The 22,968-nt window shown below is 63.1% G+C and carries 20 protein-coding genes and 1 riboswitch; of the genes, 7 read left to right on the top strand and 13 right to left on the bottom strand.

The features are described 5' to 3' along the window. Positions 1 to 8: 8 nt before the first annotated feature. From paaK to NDI72_RS03465, 3 genes are all read left to right on the top strand, one after another. On the top strand, positions 9 to 1,319 hold the full coding sequence (gene paaK / locus NDI72_RS03475) for a phenylacetate--CoA ligase PaaK (protein ID WP_283799612.1): 1,311 nt from the start codon (positions 9 to 11) through the stop codon (positions 1,317 to 1,319). A 106-nt stretch (positions 1,320 to 1,425) separates the two neighbouring features. Further along, the gene (locus NDI72_RS03470; protein ID WP_283799611.1) at positions 1,426 to 2,022 is read left to right on the top strand and encodes a TetR/AcrR family transcriptional regulator; all 597 of its coding nucleotides are present in this window, start codon (positions 1,426 to 1,428) and stop codon (positions 2,020 to 2,022) included. Between the two features lie 40 nt (positions 2,023 to 2,062). Then, entirely contained in the window at positions 2,063 to 2,938 is an 876-nt protein-coding gene (locus NDI72_RS03465; RefSeq protein ID WP_283799610.1) for a PaaX family transcriptional regulator, read from the top strand. 2 nt (positions 2,939 to 2,940) lie between these two features. On the opposite strand, the gene NDI72_RS03460 is transcribed toward NDI72_RS03465, so the two are convergent. From NDI72_RS03460 to NDI72_RS03415, 10 genes are all read right to left on the bottom strand, one after another. Next, a complete protein-coding gene (locus tag NDI72_RS03460) occupies positions 2,941 to 3,885 on the bottom strand; it encodes a DMT family transporter (RefSeq protein ID WP_236042182.1) in 945 nt (314 codons plus the stop codon). 102 nt (positions 3,886 to 3,987) lie between these two features. Next, entirely contained in the window at positions 3,988 to 4,455 is a 468-nt protein-coding gene (locus NDI72_RS03455) for a carboxymuconolactone decarboxylase family protein (protein WP_206543933.1), read from the bottom strand. Between the two features lie 30 nt (positions 4,456 to 4,485). Beyond that, a complete protein-coding gene (locus NDI72_RS03450) occupies positions 4,486 to 4,983 on the bottom strand; it encodes an RrF2 family transcriptional regulator (RefSeq protein WP_113155701.1) in 498 nt (165 codons plus the stop codon). A 130-nt stretch (positions 4,984 to 5,113) separates the two neighbouring features. Then, positions 5,114 to 6,424 (bottom strand): NAD-dependent dihydropyrimidine dehydrogenase subunit PreA, encoded by a 1,311-nt coding sequence (gene preA, locus NDI72_RS03445; protein WP_206543934.1) that lies wholly within the window; start codon positions 6,422 to 6,424, stop codon positions 5,114 to 5,116. A 14-nt stretch (positions 6,425 to 6,438) separates the two neighbouring features. Further along, positions 6,439 to 7,791 (bottom strand): NAD(P)-dependent oxidoreductase, encoded by a 1,353-nt coding sequence (locus tag NDI72_RS03440; protein WP_283799607.1) that lies wholly within the window; start codon positions 7,789 to 7,791, stop codon positions 6,439 to 6,441. A 199-nt stretch (positions 7,792 to 7,990) separates the two neighbouring features. After that, positions 7,991 to 8,953: a peptidase inhibitor family I36 protein gene (locus NDI72_RS03435; RefSeq protein WP_206548170.1), complete on the bottom strand. Its 963-nt coding sequence runs from the start codon at positions 8,951 to 8,953 to the stop codon at positions 7,991 to 7,993. Positions 8,954 to 9,095: 142 nt separating this feature from the next. Next, positions 9,096 to 11,210, bottom strand: a complete 2,115-nt coding sequence (locus NDI72_RS03430) for a dipeptide ABC transporter ATP-binding protein (protein WP_283799720.1) — start codon at positions 11,208 to 11,210, stop codon at positions 9,096 to 9,098. A gap of 25 nt (positions 11,211 to 11,235) precedes the next feature. Further along, on the bottom strand, positions 11,236 to 12,393 hold the full coding sequence (locus NDI72_RS03425) for an ABC transporter permease (RefSeq protein ID WP_113155705.1): 1,158 nt from the start codon (positions 12,391 to 12,393) through the stop codon (positions 11,236 to 11,238). Between the two features lie 12 nt (positions 12,394 to 12,405). Continuing rightward, positions 12,406 to 13,443 (bottom strand): ABC transporter permease, encoded by a 1,038-nt coding sequence (locus NDI72_RS03420; RefSeq protein WP_206543936.1) that lies wholly within the window; start codon positions 13,441 to 13,443, stop codon positions 12,406 to 12,408. Positions 13,444 to 13,524: 81 nt separating this feature from the next. Next, a complete protein-coding gene (locus tag NDI72_RS03415) occupies positions 13,525 to 15,177 on the bottom strand; it encodes an ABC transporter substrate-binding protein (protein ID WP_113155707.1) in 1,653 nt (550 codons plus the stop codon). A gap of 276 nt (positions 15,178 to 15,453) precedes the next feature. Further along, positions 15,454 to 15,665: riboswitch (cobalamin riboswitch) on the top strand. A 125-nt stretch (positions 15,666 to 15,790) separates the two neighbouring features. On the opposite strand from NDI72_RS03415, the gene NDI72_RS03410 reads away from it, so the two are divergent. Genes NDI72_RS03410 through NDI72_RS03395 form a run of 4 tightly spaced genes read left to right on the top strand, consistent with a single transcriptional unit; the run spans position 15,791 to position 20,287 of the window. Further along, the gene (locus tag NDI72_RS03410) at positions 15,791 to 17,653 is read left to right on the top strand and encodes a TonB-dependent receptor plug domain-containing protein (RefSeq protein ID WP_283799603.1); all 1,863 of its coding nucleotides are present in this window, start codon (positions 15,791 to 15,793) and stop codon (positions 17,651 to 17,653) included. Further along, on the top strand, positions 17,653 to 18,522 hold the full coding sequence (locus NDI72_RS03405) for an ABC transporter substrate-binding protein (protein ID WP_283799602.1): 870 nt from the start codon (positions 17,653 to 17,655) through the stop codon (positions 18,520 to 18,522). Before NDI72_RS03410 ends, NDI72_RS03405 begins: the two co-directional genes overlap by 1 nt. Then, a complete protein-coding gene (locus NDI72_RS03400) occupies positions 18,519 to 19,499 on the top strand; it encodes a FecCD family ABC transporter permease (protein ID WP_206543940.1) in 981 nt (326 codons plus the stop codon). Before NDI72_RS03405 ends, NDI72_RS03400 begins: the two co-directional genes overlap by 4 nt. Continuing rightward, positions 19,499 to 20,287 carry an ABC transporter ATP-binding protein gene (locus tag NDI72_RS03395; protein WP_283799598.1) on the top strand — a complete coding sequence of 263 codons (789 nt, stop codon included), beginning with the start codon at positions 19,499 to 19,501 and terminating at the stop codon, positions 20,285 to 20,287. Before NDI72_RS03400 ends, NDI72_RS03395 begins: the two co-directional genes overlap by 1 nt. On the opposite strand, the gene NDI72_RS03390 is transcribed toward NDI72_RS03395, so the two are convergent. Genes NDI72_RS03390 through NDI72_RS03380 form a run of 3 tightly spaced genes read right to left on the bottom strand, consistent with a single transcriptional unit; the run spans position 20,284 to position 22,863 of the window. Next, positions 20,284 to 21,645, bottom strand: a complete 1,362-nt coding sequence (locus NDI72_RS03390; protein WP_283799596.1) for a S8 family serine peptidase — start codon at positions 21,643 to 21,645, stop codon at positions 20,284 to 20,286. The two genes, NDI72_RS03395 and NDI72_RS03390, sit on opposite strands and share 4 nt — an antisense overlap. Continuing rightward, on the bottom strand, positions 21,638 to 22,294 hold the full coding sequence (locus NDI72_RS03385) for an anti-sigma factor (RefSeq protein WP_283799594.1): 657 nt from the start codon (positions 22,292 to 22,294) through the stop codon (positions 21,638 to 21,640). Before NDI72_RS03385 ends, NDI72_RS03390 begins: the two co-directional genes overlap by 8 nt. Continuing rightward, complete coding sequence (locus NDI72_RS03380) at positions 22,291 to 22,863, bottom strand: sigma-70 family RNA polymerase sigma factor (protein ID WP_206548176.1); 573 nt, start codon at positions 22,861 to 22,863, stop codon at positions 22,291 to 22,293. Before NDI72_RS03380 ends, NDI72_RS03385 begins: the two co-directional genes overlap by 4 nt. Positions 22,864 to 22,968 lie beyond the last annotated feature (105 nt).

Genomic DNA, 22,968 nt, shown 5'->3' with positions numbered 1-22,968 from the left:
AGATAATGATGAAAGACCTGACCCCCAAAAAGGAAGACCTGGACCCGATCGAAATCGCCTCGCGCGATGAAATCCAGGCCCTGCAGCTTGTGCGCCTCAAATGGTCGCTCAGGCACGCCTATGAAAACGTACCGCATTACAAGAAGAGCTTCGACGCCGCCGGTGTTCATCCCGACGATCTGCAGCAGCTTTCCGATCTGTCGAAATTCCCCTTCACGGTGAAGACGGACCTGCGCGACAATTATCCGTTCGGCATGTTCGCCGTGCCGCGCGAGAAGGTGGCGCGCATTCACGCTTCATCCGGCACGACCGGCAAGCCGACCGTTGTGGGCTACACCGCAAAGGACATCGACACCTGGGCCGAGGTGATGGCGCGCTCAATCCGCGCATCCGGCACGCGGGCGGGCGACATCGTTCACGTGGCCTATGGCTATGGGCTCTTCACCGGCGGTCTGGGTGCGCATTACGGCGCGGAGCGGCTGGGCGCGACGGTGGTGCCGGCATCAGGCGGCATGACCACGCGCCAAGTGACGCTGATCGAGGATTTTCGGGCCGACACGATCATGGTCACGCCCTCCTACATGCTGTCGATCCTCGATGAATACCGCGCGCGCGGCCTCGACCCGCGCAAGAGCCCGCTCAAGGTGGGTATTTTCGGTGCGGAGCCATGGACCAACGCCATGCGCGCCGAGATCGAAGACGCATTCGACATGCATGCGGTCGACATTTACGGCCTGTCGGAAGTGATGGGACCGGGTGTTGCCAATGAGTGCGTGGAGACCAAGGACGGGCTGCATATCTGGGAAGACCATTTCTATCCCGAGATCATCGACCCGGAGACCGGCGAAGTGCTGCCGGACGGCGAAAAGGGCGAGCTGGTTTTCACCTCGCTCACCAAGGAAGCCTTCCCCATCGTGCGCTACCGCACGCGCGACCTGACGCGGCTTCTGCCGGGCACGGCGCGCTCCATGCGCCGCATGGAAAAGATCACCGGGCGCTCGGACGACATGATCATCCTGCGCGGGGTCAATGTTTTTCCCACCCAGATCGAGGAGCAGATTCTTACCGTCAACGGGCTCGCGCCGCATTTCCAGATCGAGCTGACGCAGGAAGGCCGCATGGATGCGATGACCATCCATGTGGAGATGGAAGCACTGGAAGCGGGCGAAGAAGTGCGGCTTGCGGCCTGCCGCCAGCTCGGCGAACGCATCAAGGATGTGGTCGGCGTGACGGTGCGCGTCAACGCGACCGACCCCGGCGGCGTGGCCCGCAGCCAGGGCAAGGCCGTGCGCATCATCGACAAGCGCGACAAACAGTGAGAGTACCGACGCTCATTTCAACAGTGACTCGCCCCTTCCCGCCCGTGAACGGCGCGAGGGGCGACACAGACGCACAAACGCACAAACGCCCCCGGGATATGCATTGATGGCCCGCACCCGAGCCAAGGATTATGACGACAAGCGCGACGCCATGCTGCATGGCGCAGCGCGCATCTTCGCGCGTGACGGCTATGACCGCGCCTCGATGAACCAGCTTGCAACGGAACTCGGCGTTTCGAAGGCGCTGCTCTATCACTACTACACCTCCAAGGAAGCGCTGCTTTTCGACATCATCGAAACGCATTTGCAGGAACTGGTGGAAGCCGTGGAAGAGGCTGATCAGCCGCATGCAGCCCCGCAGGAGCGGCTGGAAGGGCTGGTGACGGCGCTGCTCGACGCCTATCGCGATGCGGACAATGAGCACCGTGTACAGCTTTCCGGCCTTCAGCTTCTGCCCGACGCACAGCAGGAAGAGCTGAAAGCACTGGAGCGCCGGCTGGTTGCGCTGTTTGCCGAAGCGGTGCGGCAGGTGAACCCGGAGGTCTTCGACAACCGGCCTCTGCTGAAACCGGTGACGATGAGCCTGTTCGGCATGCTCAACTGGTTTTACATGTGGTTCCGCGAGGATCGCGGCATCTCCCGGCAGGACTATGCGAAGCTTGCCACGCATCTTCTGGTGAGTGGCGTGAAGGGGCTCGACTGACAATCTTGCCCGCCTCCCCGTCCCGTGGCATGTGGATGGCATGGATGCGCCGACCGAAACTGCAGAAACCGCCCTTTCCGATCTGATCGACCGCCTGCACGGGCGTGGCCGCCTCAGGGTCTGGTCACTGGTGATCACCCTGTTCGGCGACGCCATCGTGCCGCGTGGCGGCGAAGCGCCGCTGGCCGCACTTCAAACCGTGATGGCGCGGCTGGGAATCGAGGCCGGCGCGCTGCGCACCGCCATGTCGCGGCTTGCCGGCGATGGCTGGGTGGTGCGCGAACGGCGGGGCCGCAACTCATTCTTCTCGCTGGACCGGCATGGCCAGCACGCCTTCGACCTGGCGACACGGCGCATCTATGCAGCCGGCGCGCCCGACTGGGATGGCTCGTGGACGGTGGCGATCGCGCCGCCCAACGGCAATGGCGAACATGACGAGGCGCTGAAGGAGCGCGGCTTCCTGAAGATCGCGGAAGGCGTTCACCTGCTGCCGCGCACCAGAATGCCGAACGGTGACGCCGTGCTCGCGGACATGCTGGTGATCCACGGTTCAAGCGCCGAACATCCCGAAATGCTGCGCAGCCTCTGGCCTTCAGACGAGATCGCCGCCGCCTATGCGGAGCTGATCGCCGATTACACGCCGCTGGCCGATCAGCTTGCCGGCACGCATATGCCCGCGCCCATCGACGCGATGGCGGCGCGAACCCTGCTCATTCATGACTGGCGACGCATCGTGCTGCGCGATCCCGGCCTGCCGACCGCGCTCCTGCCGCAGGACTGGCCGGGCGAGACGGCACGCAGGCTGGTGCGCGACATCTATCGCAGACTGAGCGCACCGAGCGAAGCGTGGCTCGATGAAACCGGCCTGCCGGCGCTGGTTGATCCAAAAGGGTTTGGACGGCGCTTCGGCGACTGAACTCAGCCTTCGGGCGACAGCGCCAGAATGACCAGGCCGAGAATGGTCACCACGGCGCCAACCATCACCGAAAGGCTCGCCCAGCCATGGCCGAGCAGACCTTCGAACACGATGATCAGCGTCGGTGTGAGGTAGTTATAGGCGAGCACCTTGGAGGCGGGCAGCCGCAGGGCGGCAAACTGGAGCAGGAAGAACGTGCCGGCCGTGGTGAAGATCGCCAGATAGAAGATCGCCAGCCAGGTGATCGACGGCAGGGCGAACCAGTCGGTCGCGGCGATCTCGCCCACGCCGTAAAGCGCAATCAGCACGCCTGTGGCCAGCAGCGTCCAGAAGGTGAAGGCGAAGACCGGCTCGCCGCGATTGTAGAGCCGGACGAGCGAGGCATAGGCCGCATGCCCGATGACCCCGACAAAGAAGATCAGCTCCCCCTCGCCCATGTCGAAGCGGCGCATGGCTTCGAAATTGCCGTCGAAAATGACCCAGACCGAGCCGAGACCGGCCAGAACGAGACTCGGGATAACGAGCCCGCGCGGCACCTGCCGCAGGAAGAGATAACCGAAAAAGGCGCTGAGCAGCGGCATCAGCGTGAAGACCGCGCCGGTCGAGACCGGGCTGGTCATGCCGAGCGCCACGAACATGGTGACGAAATAGAACGCCATCAGGCCGCCCAGAACCAGAAAGCGCCAAGGGGCTTTCGGGAAGGGAAGCGGCTGGCGCAGCACAAAGCGCACCACCAGCCCCATGAAGACAATGCCGATCAGGAAACGGGCGGCATTGAGCGCCACCGGGCCGATATGCTGCGCGGCCATCGACCCCAGAGAGAAGGAGCCGGCGACCAGTGTTGCAAAGGCCAGCATGGCCAAATGGCCAAGCCGCTTTTGCACCCCCGTCGCGCTGGTGCGATACGCCTCGCGCCGCGCGGCCTTTGTCTCTACCGTGTCGGTCAATGCATCCCCCGAAGAATGCCTTTCAGCCTAAAGGAATGGCCCGGAAATCCAAGCCGGTTTCCGGGCTGTTCGGCAGAATAGCGCTGTCTGGCTTAAAGGGGTTCAGGCGGCAGCAGACGCATCATCCGCGATCACCGGATGGACCGAGCGGAACGGGATCGCGATGCGGTTCCACACATTGATGAGACCGACCAGCACGGTAAGCTGCACCAGCTCCTGCTCGGAGAAATGCTCCAGCATCTCATTGTAGAGCGCATCCTCGACCGGGCCGTCGGAGATGTGCGTCAGACGCTCGGTCCAGGCAAGGGCTGCGCGCTCACGCCCGGTATAGAGCGGGGATTCACGCCATGCCGATACGAGATGCACACGCTGCTCGCTCTCACCATCGCGCCGCGCTTCGCGGGTGTGCATGTCGACACAATAGGAGCAGCCATTGATCTGCGAGGCGCGCAGGTTCACCAGATGGATCAGCCCTTGATCGAGGCCGCTTTCGTTCACCGCCTTCTTGAGATTGAAGATCGCGCCAAGCAGTTTCGGCTCGGTCTTCACGTAGTTCAGGCGTTCTTGCATGATCATTCCTTTCCATTTCAGAAGATGGCGTCAGCCCTGCGGACGCTGGTTTCGCGCAACGAAGGCGCAGCTGAAGGCGAGCGCGCGCGGATCGGCCTCCCCCAGATAGTCGGAGATCACATCGCTAAGCCGCGTCTTGCGCAGCTCGGCGCGATAGGCCTGCTCGGCGCGCAGCATGGCGGCGTTGATGTTGCAGGGCGCGGCATAGACCTCGGGTTCCAGTGCGCCCGGCCCGCGCTGGCGGATCTCCGCACAGCGAAAGGCCGGCTGCGGCCCCTCGATGGCAAGCACCACGTCCAGCAGGGTGATCGCATCCGCCGACCGCGCCAGACGATAGCCGCCATGGGGCCCGGAAACCGATTCCAGAATGCGGGCGGCCGTCAGCGTTTTCAAATGTTTGAGCAGATAACTTGGCGAGAGGCCGTGATATTCGGCAAGCGCGCTGGCCGGCATGGTGCGCCCCTCTTCCAGCTGCGCAAGAAGCGTGGCGCAATGGATCGCCGCCTCAACGCCTTCACTCAGTTTCATGTCGATCTCCCTATTGCGGATAAAACATATCCTGGATAATTATTATCCGCAATAGGGGCAGAATTTGCTTCTGCCACTTCCTGACAGACGCTCAAAGAAAAACGGCGGCGGATAACCGCCGCCGTCAAACCTATTCCGCAGCCACTTTGGAAGGGTTGTTCGGATGCGTCGTCCAGTTGGCATAGACCGGCTCGACCTTCTCGCCCGTGCGCTTGTCGAGCGCCCCGGCGGCCAACGGCACCATGTCGATGCAGCCCTCCACCGGACAGACATTGACGCACAGATTGCAGCCGACGCACTCCTCTTCGATCACCTCGAAATGACGCTTGCCGTCGACCATGGCCGTGATTGCCTGATGAGACGTGTCCTCGCAGGCGATGTGGCAGCGACCGCATTTGATGCACTGGTCCTGATCAATGCGCGCCTTGGTGACATAGTTGAGGTTCAGATACTGCCAGTCGGTGACATTGGGCGCCGCGCGGCCGATCACGTCATCAAGCGTGGCGTGCCCCTTGGCGTCCATCCAGTTTTCGAGCCCCTCGATCATCTCCTCGACGATCTTGAAACCGTAGGTCATGGCGGCGGTGCAGACCTGAACCGTACCGGACCCCAGCGCCAGGAACTCGGCGGCATCGCGCCATGTGGTGATGCCGCCAATGCCGGAGATGGGCAGGCCAGCGGTCTGCGGATCGCGGGCGATCTCGGCCACCATGTTGAGCGCGATGGGCTTCACCGCCGGGCCGCAATAGCCGCCATGGGAGCCCTTGCCGTCAATCGTGGGTTCGGGCGCGAAATTGTCGAGATTGACCGAGGTGATGGAATTGATCGTGTTGATGAGCGACACCGCATCCGTGCCGCCGGCATGGGCCGCGCGGGCGGGCTGGCGCACATCGGTGATGTTGGGCGTGAGCTTGGTGATGACGGGCATGCGCGTGTTCTGCTTGCACCAGCGCACCACCATCTCGACATATTCGGGCACCTGGCCAACGGCTGCGCCCATGCCGCGCTCGCTCATGCCGTGCGGACAGCCGAAATTGAGCTCGATGCCATCAGCTTCCGTCTCTTCCACCAGCGGAAGGATGGCTTTCCACGCCTGCTCCTCACACGGCACCATGAGCGAAACGATGAGCGCCCGGTCCGGCCAGTTCTTCTTCACCTGCTTGATTTCGCGCAGGTTCAGATAAAGGTCGCGGTCGGTGATGAGCTCGATGTTGTTGAGGCCGAGAAGCCGGCGGTCCGCGCCCCAGATCGCGCCGTAGCGGGGTCCGTTGACATTGACGACCGGAGGCCCCTCCTCGCCCAGTGTCTTCCAGACGACGCCGCCCCAGCCCGCCTTGAAGGCGCGCTCGACATTGTAGGCCTTGTCTGTGGGTGGTGCGGAAGCAAGCCAGAAGGGATTGGGAGACTTGATGCCGACGAAATTGCTGCGAATGTCTGCCATGGGTTTTCCGCTCCTCAGCCGGCCAATGCGCGATGAATGCTCTCGGCTGCGTCGCGCCCCTGCGCGACCGCCGATACGGTGAGATCGTCGCCGCCGGCGATGCAATCGCCACCGGCCCAGACGTTCGGCATGGAGGTGCGCCCTTCCGCATCGGTCTTGATGCGACGCCCTTCAAGCTCAACCGACGCGGTGCTGCCGTTGAGAACGCCTGCCTCGAAGGACTGACCAATGGCCTTGAAGACCTGATCGGCGCGCAGCGTCAGCGTTTCGCCGGTGCCTGAAAGCCTGCCGTCCTTCAGCGCCGTGTATTCAAGCTCGATGCCGCTCACCCGGCCATTGTCGGCGATGATGCGCGCTGGCTGGAGCCAGTGCCTTATGGTGACGCCTTTGGACGCCGCCAGATCCTGCTCGAACACCGAAGCGTTCATGTGTTCCTGGCCGCGCCGGTAGCAGATCGTGACCTCCTCCGCGCCCAGAAGCCGCGCCTGAACGGCTGCGTCGATGGCAGTCATGCCGCCGCCGATGACGACGACACGCCGACCGACCGGCAGGCTGGCGAGATCCTTCGCCTGACGCAGATGGGCAATGTAGTCGACCGCGCTCTCGACGCCGTCAGCCGCTTCGCCTTCCGCACCGAGCGCATTGACGCCGGCAAGCCCCATGCCAAGAAAGACGGCGTCGTGATCACGCGTGAGGTCGCCAAGCGAAAAATCACGCCCCAGCGCCTTTCCTTCCTCAAGCCGGATGCCGCCAATGGCCATCAGGTAATCCACCTCGGCCTGGGCGAAACCATTCGGCGTCTTGTAGGCGGCAATACCGAACTCGTTGAGCCCGCCGGGCTTGGGCCGCGCCTCAAGGATCGTCACGTCATGACCATGCATGGCCAGACGGTGCGCACAGGCAAGGCCTGCGGGCCCTGCCCCGACAATGGCAACGCTCTTGCCGGTTGGAGCAGCGCGTTCATAGAACTGCGCGTCAGCCTCCATGGCCGCGTCCGTGGCATAGCGCTGGAGCCTGCCGATCTGGACCGGCTTGCCCTCCGCCTCCTCACGCACGCAGGCCTCTTCACAGAGGGTCTCCGTGGGACAGACGCGGGCGCACATGCCGCCCAGAATGTTCTGGTCGAAGATCGTTCTGGCCGAACCCAACGGATTGTCCGTCGCGATCTGCCGGATGAACATGGGTATGTCGATCGATGTCGGACACGCCGTGGTGCACGGCGCATCGAAGCAGAAGTAGCACCTGTCCGCCTCGACGGCCGCCTCATGGCGGTCGAGCGGTGGATGCAGGTCGGCGAAGTTCTTTTCGTATTCCTCACCGGAAAGGCGGCCGGCGGCGATGCCGTCCGCGTAGAGACCATCAGCCATTCCGTATTCCCCTTTTATTATTGGGGAAAGGCTAGCGCAGTTTCTTTTTTTTATCAATCGGTCAAATTTTCGACCCCGCCGCATCCTCTTGAATTAAAACATGAATTTACAATTCATATTTACAAGCCGCGGATATCAAACAAAAAACGCCGCCCGGCAAGGGCGGCGTTTGCGATGCGGACGGCCCTGCAATGGGCGATCAGAAGACCTCGATGGAACTGATGTCGTCGTTGTAAATGTCGCGCAGTCGGCGGGTGTCGCGACGGATGGTTTCACACCAGCCGCCGAAATTGCGCCGCTCGCAGACACGCGCCTCGGCACCGCCCTCAAGCGTCACCGAGGAGATGCGGTTGTTCCATTCGCGCGGCAGGCGCGCCGTGCCATCACCGGCATCGAAACAGATGCTCGCGCCCCGGAAATCGACACGCTCGTAAAAACAGGCGCGACGGACCCGGTCATAGCTGCCCTCGTCGCCCGGCCGGCGGCGATAAACCCGGAAGGACGAAACCGTGTCGCCCCGGCGCAGAGAAGGCACATCACGGGTGAGGAGATCGCAGCGACCGGCATAGTCGATCCTTGAGCAGATCTCGACGGAGGTGCGCTCGCCAACGCGGATCGAGGCCACGCGGCCATCCCAGTTGCGATCCATCACGCGCGCATCGTCGCCAATGCCGGCGCAGAGACGGCGGCCCTGAAAGTTCGGACGGTCGTAAAAGCACACATTGCGCGGGGTCGGGCGGCGATCACCGTCGAAACGGTCGTCATTGTCGAAAGCGGTGTCGTCACGGCGGCGATCATCCAGCTCGCGCATGACGAAATCAAACAGTTTGAGCCCGAGCGTCGATCCGATATCGGAGATCGGGCGATCCCTGTAAGCCGGCCTTGTGTCGCGCAGATAACGCGCGGAAACCCAGCCCGTGCGCCCCGCATAACCCACTTCGCACCATTCATAACGGTCGGTGCAGCGCAGCGTCACCACGCGCGCGCCATTCGGAATGGTCAGAACCACGCGATAGCGTGTGCCGGGGCCTTCGCGCATGTTGAGATCGGTCGTGACCACTGCCTGAACATTCTGCTGCGCGCGCGCCGGAACCGACAGCGCGGCCGCCAGGCCAAGAGCGGCGAACGCCATGAGAAGGAAGCGGAAGAACCCCGAGGGCATGCGAATCTCCTGTTGCAATCCGGTTAGTCGGCGCAAAGTGATGGAAAATCAGCCGCATATCCAGAAGTCATTGAACAAAACGATGATGTTCACGACAGGCGCAGAGAGGGCGCGGGGCCCGCCCTCCGGCCGGCCGGGCCGATCAATCCGATGGCGCGTCGAAGCTGATGACCGGCTCCATGCCCGCAAGCGTTGCATCATCCAGCCAGCACAGGCTGAAATGGCCATTGCCCAGATCCTTCAGCGGCGGCACCTCGCGCTCACACTTTCCGCCCGGAACCTGATCCTTGTAGCGGCAGCGCGTCTGGAACGGGCAGCCCGAGGGCGGGTTCATGGCTGAGGGTATGTCCCCTTCCAGAACGATGTGCTTCTTGCGCACCGAGGTATCGGCAATGGGGATCGCGGAAAGAAGCGCCTCCGTATAGGGGTGGTAGGGCGGCGCGAATATCTGGTCGGTCGTGCCCTGCTCGACAATGTGGCCGAGATACATGACCACCACCCGGTCGGCGAGATAGCGCACGACCGAGAGATCGTGGCTGATGAACAGCATGGTCGTCTTGTTCTTGCGCTGAATATCCATCAGCAGCTCGGTCACCGCCGCCTGCACCGAAACATCGAGCGCGGAGACCGGCTCGTCTGCCACAACAACCTTTGCATTTCCGGCAAAGGCCCGGGCGACGCCTATGCGCTGCTTCTGACCGCCCGAAAGCTGGCGTGGCATGCGCTCGGCGAAGGCGCGCGGCAGCTTGACCAGGTCGAGCAGCTCCAGCATGCGCTGCTTTCGGTCGGCCAGCGTCTTCCCGATGTTGAATTTTTCCAGCGTGCGGATGATCTGCGAGCCGACGGAATGGCTCGGATTGAGCGTGTCGAACGGGTTCTGGAACACCATCTGGATGCTGGCGACCGTGCCGGTGGAGCGGTCTTCGACCGGCGTCGCCTGGATCGGTTCATTGCCGAGCATCACCCTGCCATCGGTCGCCGTTTCAAGCCCCAGAAGCACCTTGGCGAGCGTCGACTTTCCGCAGCCGGATTCGCCAACGATGGCCACCGTCTCGGACTCGCGCGCCTCGAAGCTGATCTGCTCGTTGGCCTTCACCGTCTTGGTGTCGCCACCGCCGAAAATGCTGTTTGCGGCAACGTGATAGTACTTTTTGAGATTCTCGATCCGCAGCATGGGAGCACCGGGCGCGACGGGCTCCTGCTCCACAAGCGCCCCCTCCGGCAGTGCCTTCCAGTCGATATCGTCGAAACGCACGCAGCGCGAACGGTGCTGCTCGTGCCCCTCGATCGCGCGCATGGGAATATCGCCGGCATCGCACAGGCCCGCCTTGAAGTGCTGGCAGCGTGGGCCGAAATTACAGCCATCAGGACGCTCATGCGGCAGCGGCAACTGGCCGGGGATGGCGATCAGCGGCCGGGCGTTCTTGTCTGCGCCGGGCAACGGGATCGAGCGGAACAGGCCCTGTGTATAGGGGTGCCTCATGCGGTCGAAGACATCCTCGACGCGGCCCGTTTCCACCGCCTCGCCGGAATACATGACGGTGACGCGGTCGCAGGTTTCCAGGATCAGGCACAGATTGTGCGACACGAAGATCATCGACGTGCCGTATTTCTTGCCGAGCCCCTTCACCAGTTCCACGATGCCCGCCTCGACCGTGACATCGAGCGCGGTGGTCGGCTCATCCAGAAGAAGCAGTGCCGGCTTTGACAGAAGCGCCATGGCGATGACGATGCGCTGTTGCTGGCCGCCTGAAAGCTGGTGCGGGAACGAGCGCATGATGCGCTCCGGGTCCGGCAGGCGAACGGCCTCCACCATCTCCAGCGCGCGGTTCCAGGCTTCATCCTTCGACACACGGTCATGGATGATTGGCACTTCCATGAGCTGTTTGCCGATCTTCATGGCCGGGTTCAGGCTCGCCATCGGCTCCTGATAGATCATGGCGATCTCGTTGCCGCGGATCTGGCGCAACTCCTCCTCGCTCATCCCGGCCATGTCCCGCCCCTTGAAGCGGATGCGGCCGCCGACGATCTGCCCCACATTGGAGAGATCGCGCATGATGCCGAGCGCCACGGTGGACTTGCCGCAGCCGGATTCGCCGACAATGCCCATGGCCTCGCCCGGCATGACCCTGCAGGAAAAATCCATCACCGCCGGTATCTCACCGGCCCGCGTGAAGAAGGAGATGGACAGGTTCTCGATCTCGAGGATCGGTTCGTCAGCATTCACGCTGCGCGTCGTGCTGATGGCTTCGTTCATGGCGTCGCTTTCAGTGTTCATCCACTCAATCCTTCAGCGATTGCTCACGCAGCGCATCGGCGAGCAGGTTCAGCCCCAGAACGAAGGACATGAGGGCGAAAACGGGCGGAAGCGCAGGATGCACATAGGCGCGCAGAAGGCGGCTCGATTCCTTGATGCCGGTGCCCCAGTCGGGACTTTCGGGCGCAAGACCGAGGCCGAAATAGCCAAGCGTGCCGAGCAGAATGGTTGTGTAGCCGATGCGCAGGCACACATCGACAATGAGCGGCCCGCGCGCATTGGGCAGCACTTCCCAGAGCATGATGTACCAGGGCGTTTCACCCCGCGTCTGGGCGGCGGCCACATAGTCCCGCGTCTTGATGTCCATGACGAGGCCGCGCACGATGCGGAAAACGCCGGGCGATGAAGCAAACACCACCGCAACGAAAATGTTGAGCTGGTTCGAGCTGATCGAAATGATGCCGAGCGGATCGGCGTCGAAGACGAGGCCAACATAGATCCAGCCGCCGATCAGAAGCGTCAGTGCAAGCTGGATGGCCAGCAATTGCGGACGGCTGCGATAGCGCGTCCAGAAAAGCGTCACGAAAAAGATGATCGGGAAAATGAAGAAGGTGCCCGCCATCCATTGCGGGATCGGCGTTTCGCGAATGCCCGGCGTGACCAGCAGATAGAAGAGCAGGATCACCGGAAAGGCCAGAACCAGATTGGCGAGGAACGACAGGAGACTGTCGATGCGCCCGCCATAATAGCCGGCGGGCAGACCAAGCGTGGTGCCGACCATCAGCGCAAACAGCGTGGCCGCCGGGGCGATGATCAGCACGATCTGGCTGCCATAGACCATGCGCGAAAAGACGTCACGCGCGAGCCTGTCGCCACCGAAGAGGAAAGCCTGCCCCGTCTCCGGCTCGATGGCGCCGGGCAGCACGTTCTTCATGATCGGGAACTGCGCCAGCGGGTCGAAGGGGGCGACCGTGCCGGCGAAGATTGCGGTGAACAGCCAGAAGCAGCAGATCATGACGCCGGTAATGCCAACGCCGGTGTCGAAAAGCTGGCCGTAGAGGCCGAGCCGGCTGCGAAAGCGCAGGCTTAAAACCAGAATGATCGCCAGCGCCACCCAGACCGGCCAGAAGCGCGCCAGAACGCCAAGAATGATGCCGAAAGTTCCAAGATAATCCACTTGCATCGCGCGTCCTCCCTACTGCACGCGGATGCGCGGATTGAGATAGGCATAGCCGACATCGGAAATGAGCTGCGTCGACAAAACCACGAAAACCGAGACCAGAGAGCAGCCGAGCAACAGGTCGATGTCGTTGTTGCTCGCCGCCTCCACCAGCGTGAAGCCAAACCCCTGGTACCGGAACATCACCTCGACGATGACCACGCCGGTCAAAAGCCAGGGGAACTGGAGCATGATGACCGTGAACGGTGCGATCAGCGCATTGCGCAGCGCGTGTTTGAGCACGACGGTGCGGAAGCCGAGCCCCTTGAGGCGCGCCGTACGGATGTATTGCTGCGTCATCACCTCGACCATCGAGGCCCGCGTCATGCGCGCGATATAGCCGATGCCGTAGATCGCCATGGTCATGACAGGCAGGGTGAAATTGTAAAACGAAATGCCCTGCCGCGTGGCGGTGGCGGCGGAGCCGTTGAGCCAGCCGAGCCAGGAAGCGAAGATGACGGCGAAGATCACGCCCGACACATATTCGGGCGTCGCCGTGGTGGCGATGGAGGCGACCGAAAGGGTGCGGTCAGTGCGGCTGCCCTCCCGCATTCCGGCCAGAACGCCGATCAGGAGCGCGACGGGCACCATCACCACCATCACCCAGAACATGAGGATGCCGGTGGCGCCCAGTGCCGGAAAGAGTTTTTCGGCCACCGGCACCTTGAACTTGGTGGAGCAGCCGAAATCACCCTGCAGAATGCCGCCGTAATAGGGTTCGGCGGGTTCGTCGCAATAGGAAAACCGTGGCGTGGCGACGCCCGTTTCGGGGTCGATGTTGGGCTGTTTCTGGACGACGCCGAGCCATTGGCCATAGCGCACAAAGAAATTCTGCCGGTAGCCGTTCTTCTCAAGCCAGCTTTCAAGCTCTTCAGCCGAGGAGCGCATGTCGAGCTGGCTGATCGCTAGCTTCTTGAGATTGGGCTCCAGATTGACCAGAAAGAACACGACAAGGGTCAGGCACAGCATCGTCAATGCCATGACGCCCATACGTCTCAGAATAAATCCAAGCACGGTTTCCCCTTCCCCCGTTTACGGAGGTTGTTGTTGGTTGCCTGCGCAATGGGGGCCCGTGCGGCCCCCTTGTTCCGGGTCTCAGCCCTCGTCGAGCCAGACCTTTTCCAGGTCGATCTCGAAGGTCTGGTGCATGCCGTGGTTCATCACGGTCTCCACGGAGTGATTGTAGAGCTTGCGCCAATAGGGCTGGATGATGATGCCGGAGCCCTGAAGGATCTCTTCGATCTGCTTCATCACCTCGCGGCGGCTGTCGGGGTCCGGAATGGCCAGCGCCTGTTCGATCAGCTTGTCGAGTTCGGGATTGGAATAGGCGGACTCGTTCCACGCCTCGCCTGTGCGATAAGCGAGCGCGACCACCTGAATGCCGAGCGGGCGCATGTTCCAGTTGGTCATGGACAGCGGGTATTTCGTCCAGTCGTTCCAGAAGGTCGAGCCCGGCAGAACGGTGCGTTTGACCTTGAAACCCGCCTCGCGAAGCTGCGCGGCAATGGCGTCGCCGGTGTTCTTGTGCCAGTCCTCGTCGACCGAGATCAGCTCGTGCTCATGCTCCATCTGGCCGGCCTCTTCCATCAGCGCCTTGGCCGCGTCCACATTGCGCTCGATCTTGGGCAGCTCCGCATATTCGGGATGGATCGGGCAAACATGGTGGTTCTCGGCCACCTCGCCGGCATTGTCGTAGCCAAGCGCCAGAACTGTGGCGTTGTCCACGGCCATCTGCAGCGCGCGGCGCACCCGCTCATCGTCATACGGCTTGTTGTTGACATTGGTGCGGGCCACAATCGTGGTTGCCGTGGTGACCTCGGACTTGACCAGGCCAATGGCGTCGAGAATGTCCACGAAATCGGCGGTGGTCTCGTAATTGGTGTGGATCTCGCCGGATTCGAAGGCGCTTACCATGGCCGATGGATCGGTGCCGTAATCGATGAACTCGATGCCATCGAGATAGGCCTCGCCGCCCCACCACTTGCCGTCTTCGCGCTTCTTCAGTTCGACGCGGTTGCCCACTTCGTATGAAACGAGTTCGAAGGGACCGGTGCCGATGGGATTGGCGATGAAATCACGGCCCGTCTCATCAAAGCTCGGATGCACGATCAGGCCCGGATAGTCGGCCATGCCGGGAATGATGGAAATGTCAGGGGCTGACAGGTTGAGCTTCACCGTCATGTCGTCGACCTTCTCGATCGCGCCTTCGCGCGCCTTCTTGGTCTCCGGATCGATGAGTGCGGCCATGCGGGCGGGCATGGAGTTGCCCTCCACCGTCTGATCGCACCAGCGGTTGAAGTTGTAGATCACATCGTCTGCGGTAAAGGCGTCGCCATTGTTCCAGGTCACGCCCGGACGCACGTGGAGAATGTACTCGGTGGCGTCTTCGTTGACCTCCCAGCTCTCCAGAAGCCGGCCCTCAAAGGTGAAGTCGCGCGTGTATTTCACCAGCGGCTCAAGCGTCTGGCGCATGGCGTTCGCGATCTCGGACCAGTCGGCCGTGCGCGGGTCTTTCGGATCCTTGATGAACATGGCCACACGCAGCGTGCCGCCCATTTTGGGCTCCTGAGCGAGCGCATGGGTGGGTGCCGCAAGGCCGAGCATGCCGTAGGCGGCGGCTGTCGATGCGCCGAGTGCGCTTGCCAGCGCCAGGAACTCACGTCTGTCCATTTTTCCGACGCGCGCTTCGTTCGCCATTTCGGCGACGCGGGCTGGCACTTTCTCGCCATTGCTCTTGAAAAACGTCATCGACGCACTCCCATTTCTTGCCGTTATCAGTTTGTGTTCAGCATTTCCCATCGCGCCAGCGATGTCAAAAAACGACCGGGGCCAATGGTAAGTTTTGCAGGTTTTTCGACCGTTGAAATGACGAGTTTGCGACAAATGAGCCGTAAAACTGACAAATAGAGCCGATTTCGCAACAATTTCCGAAACCTGTACTGACAATACCCGCCACCTGCACCGTTATGGGTGGAACAGCCGTCCCACAGGCCGCAATTGACGCTGCCGGAGCCAGTTGGTAAGCGAATTTTGTTCGCTTGAGGTGCTCCGGCAGGCACTCGCATGCCGGGGAAAAGGGAACACGGAACGGCCCTGCATGATCAGGCCGCAGCCGTGGCTGCTCCCGCAACTGTGAGCGCCGAGGCTCCTCCTATGCCACTGGGTGCAATGCCCCGGGAAGGCGAGGAAGCCGATGAAGCGCGAGCCAGGAAACCTGCCTTGAGCCGTCACCGACCGGATGCGGGACGCTTCCGGGGCTGTGGATCTCGCAGTGGTGACGAAATGTCATCGCTGGCGGGGGACAGATTCAGACAGCCATCGCTCTCCAGCAAAAGAAGCAGCATTCTCATGGAGAGCACGCATGCCATCCAGACGTTATCGCACCCGGCTCCTGCTCAGCGCTTCGGCGCTGCTGACGGGCCTTTCAGCCACCATGGCGGGCGCAGAAGACTATGTGCTTGAAAAACTGGTCATCACGCCCAACCGCACACCGGCAGAGGCCTCCACCGTGGGGTCGACGGTGGACGTGGTGGGCCGTGAAGAGATCGAGGAACAGTCCCTGCCGCTGGCCGTCGAGTATCTCGACCTGCTGCCGGGTGTGAGCCTCTCATCGCCGGGTGGCGTTGGCGCAGAGGGCAGCCTTTCGATCCGCGGCGCGCCGCGCCGCTATGTGAAGACGCTCTATAACGGCATCGACATTTCCGATCCGACCAGCCCGCAGGTGCAGACGTCCTACCAGTATCTTCTGTCGGGCGGCCTGCAGAGCATCGAAGTGCTGAAGGGATCGCAGAGCACGCTTTACGGCTCCGATGCGATTGCCGGTGTGATCAGCCTGTCGACGCTGGGCGACATCGAACCGGGCATCGCCCATATCATTCAGGGCGAAGGCGGCTCGCACGGCACGGTCGGCGGCTCCTACGGTTTCAGGGCGGCGAACGAACAGTCGAAACTCTCCATCAACGCAACCGGCTACCGCACCGACGGCATTTCGGCTGCGGCTTCGGGCACGGAGCGCGATGGCTATGAGAACGTCACCTTCGACGTGAATGCCGAGCATGCATTTTCAGACGTGTTCTCCGTATTCGGCTCGGCGCTCTACATCGACGCGGAAGCCGAGTTCGACAATCAGGGCTTCGGCACCATTCTGCCGAGCGACAATCTGACGGCGACCAACCACAGCAAACAGCTGGCCGGCCGGGCCGGCTTCAATCTCGACCTGATGAACGGCCGCTTCCGCAACACGGTTTCCGTGCAGGCCTTCGACCTGGAACGCTCCATCACCGGCACCGCGTTCGACGGCTCTTATGACGGTCGCCGCTACAAGGCCGATTATCTGGGCGCATTCGACGTCAATGAATGGCTGACGGTTCAGGGTGGCGCGGATTACGAACGCCAGAGCGCAGTCTTTCCCGCCGGCATGTTCAACCCCCAGATCGATTCCGATTTCTGGATCGCAGGCGTCTGGGGCGAGGCCATTGCCACGCCGGTTGAAAACCTGACGCTGACAGCCGGCCTCCGGCAGGACGAGCACAGCGAATTCGGCGGGCACACCACATACCGGGCAACCGCCTCCTATCTCATCGATGCGACCGGAACGCGTCTGCACGGCTCGGTGGGAACCGGCTTCCGTGCACCCAGCCTCAACGAGCTTTTCGGTCCGTTCGGGGCAAACCCCAATCTGCGGCCTGAAACCAGCTTCGGTTTCGACATTGGCGTGGAGCAGCGTTTCTGGAACGACAGGGCAATCGCCGACATCACCTATTTCCAGCTCGAGATCGACGATCTGATCGGTTACACGACCCAGTATGACCAGATCCCCGGCACGTCGCGCATGCGCGGTGTCGAGGCCTCGCTCAGCTATGCCGCAACCGACTGGTTCGATCTCACCGGAGCCTACACCTACACGCATTCGGTGGATCAGAACGATGCGCGGCTGCCGCGTGTGCCGCGCCACGAGATCGGGCTGATCGCCAGCGTACGGCCTGCCGAGAAATGGACCATTTCGGCCTCGGCCAAGGCGGCCATCGACACGGTGGACACGGGCAATTTCAAGCTGGACGATTACCTGCTGGTCAACGCCAAAGTGGCCTACAAGCCGACCGAGGACACCGAGCTCTATGTGCGCGCGGAGAACTTGCTCGATCAGGATTATCAGACGGTGCGCGGCTACAACACGCCCGGCTTCTCGGTGTTCGCCGGGTTCCAGGCAAAGTTCGCGCCCTGATGCGTGAGCGCCGGAAACGCCTCTCCCGCCTTTCCGGCCTGACATTTCTGGCCGGCGCGTTTCTCATCGCGCCGGTTTCAGCCGCGCCCAAACGGGTCATGTCGCTCAATCTGTGCACCGATCAGCTCGCCATGACGCTTGCCGGACCGGAACAGCTGATCTCCGTTTCCTTCCTTGCCCGCGAGCCGGACCTTTCCATGCTGCATGAGAAGGCGCAGGATTTTCCCGTCAATCGCGGTCTTGCCGAAGAGGTGTTTCTGGAAAAGCCGGACCTCGTGGTGACCGGCACCTACTCGCTGCACAACACGACCGCGCTTCTGAAACGGCTTGGCTTCAGGGTCGAGGAGTTTTCCTTCGTGCAGACGCTCGACACCATTCCGGGAGAAATCCGCCGCATGGGCGCGCTTCTCGGTCAGGAAGCGCGGGCCGAGAAGCTGGCCGATGATTTTTCGCGGGAGCTTGATGCCATCGCAAAAAGCCAGTGCGACATGCGCCCCACCATGATCGCCTATGATCAGAACGGGGTGGCGCTTGGCAGCGGAACGCTGGCCGATTCCGTTATGCAGGCGGCGGGCTTTGCCAATCTCGCGGCTGATCTCGGACTGGTGGGCGTTGCGCCCTTCCCGCTCGAACAGGTCATCGCCGCCCGGCCTGACGTCATCGTCACCAGCGCGTCAGAGGGCGCGCCCACCCTTGGCGAACATGTGCCGCGCCATCCGGCAATTGCCGCGCTGCCCGACACGCGCATCGGCGCATTCGTGCCTGCCGGCGCATGGTCCTGCGGGTCGCCCGCCGTGATTGAAGCCGTGCGCGCGCTGGCAAGCCTGCGCGCCGAAATCGCGCCCTGCCCGCAGGACGCCACGCAATGAAGCTCTCCATTTCGCTCGCAATGCTCGCGCTTGCGCTCTTCATCCTGTCGCTGCTGGTCGGGCCGGCTGCGCTTGGGATCGGAGACAGCATTGCAGGGCTTTTCGCCGGCGGCGGTGAAGCAGCCGCCATCATCATGCGCGAAATCCGCCTTCCGCGCGCCCTGCTCGGCCTTGCCATCGGCTTTTCACTCGGCCTTTCCGGTGCGGTTCTGCAAGGGTTTCTGCGCAACCCGCTCGCCGAACCCGGCGTGATCGGCGTTTCGTCCATGGCCGCACTCGGCGCGGTCGCCGTGTTCTATTCGGGGCTTGCGGGAAGCTCGCTCTACGCGCTGCCCGCCGGGGCGCTGATCGGTGCGCTTGCCGCCGTGCTCATCCTGCTTGCCATTGCAGCGCGTCAGGGCTCCACGCTCACACTCATTCTGGCCGGCGTCGCGCTATCGAGCCTTGCTGGCGCGCTGACCTCTCTGGTGCTCAACCTCTCGCCCAATCCGTTCGCCGCCTATGAAATCATCTTCTGGCTGCTGGGCTCGCTCAAGGACCGCTCCATGGAGCATGTGCTGCTTGCCCTGCCGCTGATGGCCGCCGGCTGGCTGCTGATTGCGCTTTCGGCGCGCGCCATCGATGCGCTGTCGCTCGGCGAAGAGGCTGCCGGCAATCTCGGCATTCATATGGGCCGCGCGCGTTTCCTGATCGTTGCCGGCGTGGCGCTTTCGGTGGGGGCGGCGACGGCGGTGGCCGGCACCATCGGCTTCATCGGCCTCGTGGTGCCGCATCTGATCCGACCGCTCACGAACCGCATGCCAAGCAGCCTCTTGCTTCCGGCAGGCCTCGGCGGCGCGGCGCTGCTTCTGGCTGCCGACATTGCCGCCCGGCTCGTTTTGCCGGCGGGCGAACTGAATGTCGGCGTTCTGACGGCGCTGATCGGCGCGCCCTTCTTCCTGTGGCTCGTGATCCGCGCCCGCCGGGAGATGCTGTGATGAGGCTGCAGGCGGACAATATCAGCGTGAAGCTTGGCGGCAGGCTGGTGCTTGAGGGCGTCGGTTTCGACATCGAACCGGGTCAGGTGATCGGGCTGCTCGGTCCCAATGGCGCAGGCAAGTCCACACTGATGCGCGCGCTGACCGGGCAATTGCCGGCTGAAGGCGCGATGCGGCTCGGCGCGCACAATCTCGCCTCCATCAGCCCGGCCGCGCGCGCGCGCCTTATCGCCTATCTGCCGCAACAGCGCATCATTGGCTGGCGCCTCACCGTGCGCGATCTGGTGGTGCTGGGCCGCCTGCCCTGGCGCGCCTTCGGACGCCGCCCGGATGCCGGTGATGAAGCGGCCATCGCCCGCGCGATGGAGATGGCCGATGTGACCCCGCTCGCCGACCGGATCGCCACCGAGCTTTCAGGCGGCGAGCAGGCGCGTGTGCTGATGGCGCGCGCCATGGCGCAGCAGACCCCGCTGCTGATCGCTGACGAACCGGCCTCCGGCCTCGACCCGGCACATCAGATCACCCTCATGCAGTCGCTGAAGCGGCTTGCAGAGAATGAAGGGCGCACGGTTCTGGTATCGCTCCACGATCTGACGCTGGCAGCGCGCTGGTGCGACCGGGTCATGCTCCTGAACAAGGGCAGGCTGGCAGCCTTCGGCACACCGGAAACGGTGCTTTCGGAAGCGCATCTGGCGGAGATCTATGGCGTGAAGGCCCATCGCGCACGCGACGAAGATGGCCTCATCATCGCCCCCGTCGGCCTCACAGAAAGGCAGAATAGAGACTAATTGCCGGTACGTCCCGCCATGGCCGCTTTGGCATTCAGAAGACCATCGCCGAACTCTTCATCCCGGCCCGGCGCGCCCAGATCCACCGCAGTGGTGCGCAGGAGTTCGGCCAGCGCTTCGGGCGCGGCGTCCTCGCCGGCATGTATGAGATTGGCAATCGCACCGGAAACGATCGCGGCGGCGAAAGACGTGCCCGTCACCACATCCATGCCGCCAGGGATGGGCGCGACAACGTTCACGCCCGGCGCGGAAAGGTCGATGTAACGGCCGCGATTGGCCTGGCCCATCAGCCGGTCGTGAACGTCGGTGGCGGTCACGGCGATCACATCCCCATAGGCTGCCGGATAACCGAAAGGCGCGCCCGGTCCGTTGTTGCCGGCGGCTGCCACCAGAACGACGCCACGCGCCATCGCATTGTTGCAGGCGGCGGAGAAGAGCGGGTTTTCCGGCCCGACAAAGCTCATATTCACGATCTGCGCGCCCTCTTCCACCGCCCAGTCGAGTGCTGCAAGCAGCACATTCGTGCTGGATACACCGCTCTCGAAGGCGCGCGCATGAAGAAGGCGTACGCCCGGCGCGATGCCGCGAAAGGTCTCGTCGCCGGCGATCAGGCCGGAGATGGACGTGCCATGATCCCGGTCAGCCACCTCCATGTCGGGCAGCGCATCAAACGTGCCCGCCACACGCCCCTTCAAAGCCGGGTGGTTCCCGTCAAGCGCGGAGTCGATGACCGCCACGCTCACATTCTCGCCGCTTGCAGCACCGGCATCGAGCGCGATGCGTTCAAAGGCGTAGTTCACCACGCCCGCCGCCTGCTGAAGCTGGAAAACATGGTTGGGCACACGATCCGCCAGCCGGCCATCGCCGGCAAGCTGGGCAAGAACGAAGCCCACCGGGCGGCCATCGGGAATGCCAAACCGCGCAACGGTGCGGCCCAGAAGCGTGGAGGCACGGGCGGAACGCAGTTCAAGCCCGAACTGCGCGGCAACGGCGGCCGCCACGCCTTCATCGCCGTCCAGCGTGACAAGCACTTCGTCGGGCACGAAAGCCCCGGATATGGCGCGCTGCGGCGCGACCGGCAGGGAAAAGGCTCCTGCCCCGGCGGGTGTGGGAAGGGTCGGCGTGGGTCCGACACCGGGTGTGGCGGGCTGTGCAGGCGCATCGCGGCCCGCTCCAGGCCCGAAAAGCTCGGCCAGCATCTGCGGCAGATAGACCACGTGACGCCCGGAGGGCTGTGTCTCAACGCGCGTCCCGTCCGGTGCGGCCTGCGGGTCGGGCGTGGTCTGGGCGAATACGGGACCACCCGCGAAGGCGGTGAGCAGGATGCCGGTCAGAATGCGCGTGAGAGGCCTATTCATCGGCAGGTCTGCGCCCCGTCACAACGGTTTCCACCACGCTTGCCTCCGCCAGCGCGGCAGCGATCCCGTCATATTGGGCAGCCGTTTCTGCGGGCACAAGCACACGGTAGAGCCCGCCCGGCAACGGCCCGGCAGCGATCTCGACACCGCTTTCATCGAGCAGCGCGGACACGTCCGCCATGGACGCATCGGCCCTGAAGGTCACGAAAACGAAGGGGGCCGCTTCACGATCTGCACCAGCGACGGAGAATTGCTCGTTCTGGGACAGGTTGAGCCAGACGGTCTGGCCGACGAGAATGGCGAGCGCCAGCCCGGCAGCCACCCAGGCGGCCTGCACGGGAAGCGAGGGGAGGAAGCGGGCAAACCGCTCGCGCAGCGTAAGCCCTGCCGCCCGGTCGGGTCCGGCCTCTTCGGCCAGCGCCGCCGAGAAGCGCGCCAGCGCATCGGCCGGCGGGTGGATTGCCTCATTGTCTGCAAGGGTTGCCGAATACTCGCCTTCGGCTTCCGCAAGAGAGGCGAGCGCCTCGGGATCGGAGGCGAGCCATTCTTCCACCTCACGCAGTTCAGCGCCCGAGAGCGTGCCATTCAGGAAGAACGGCAGCAGCGCTTCCAGCCGGTCGCGCCGGTTCGATTGTGCGTTCTCGCTCATGGCCAGCCTCGATCATATCCTGACGCCTGCAGCGCTTCTCCAAGCTTCTTGCGGGCGTAAAACATTCTGGTTTTTACCGTTGCGACGGGCACCGAGAGGATCTCGCCGATCTCGGTCACCGACTTGCCGTGATAATAGGCAAGATCGACCACAGTGCGGTGCTCTTCGGACAATTCATTGACGAAGCCGCGCAGCGCCGTCGCCTTGTCGTCCTTCATTGTTGCGACCTCCGGCGTGTCCGCGCCGTCCGGCACGGCCTCGGCCTGCCCTTCTTCCAGAGCGCTTTCCCGGCGCTTGCGCAACATGGAAAGCGCCTTGAAGCGGGCAATGCCCAGAAGCCAGGTGGTGACCTGCGAGCGCGCCTCGAAGCGGGGCGCCTGACGCCACACCTCCAGGAACACTTCATTCGCGATTTCGTCCGCCATGGTTTCCGATCCCGTCTGGCGCATCACGAAGCGGTAGACCCGCGTGTGATGACGCATGAACAAAAGCCTCAGCGCCGCCTTGTCGCCGCGCGCCGTTCTGGCCACGAGTTCGGCGTCGGACGTCTGGCCCATTGCACCGCTCATGACCGGCTCTTCGAGAGTGTGTGTCGCGACGGGACGTTCCGGTTCATCGCTTTTCCCCCAACTCCCGAAAAAACTAGTCCATTTGCCGGGCTGTGGGAACAGGCC

Source organism: Nitratireductor sp. GZWM139 (genome assembly GCF_030068685.1).
Lineage (GTDB): Bacteria > Pseudomonadota > Alphaproteobacteria > Rhizobiales > Rhizobiaceae > Nitratireductor > Nitratireductor aquimarinus.
Note: the sequence above shows the minus strand (reverse complement) of the source record. Positions and strands in the feature narration are given on the sequence as shown.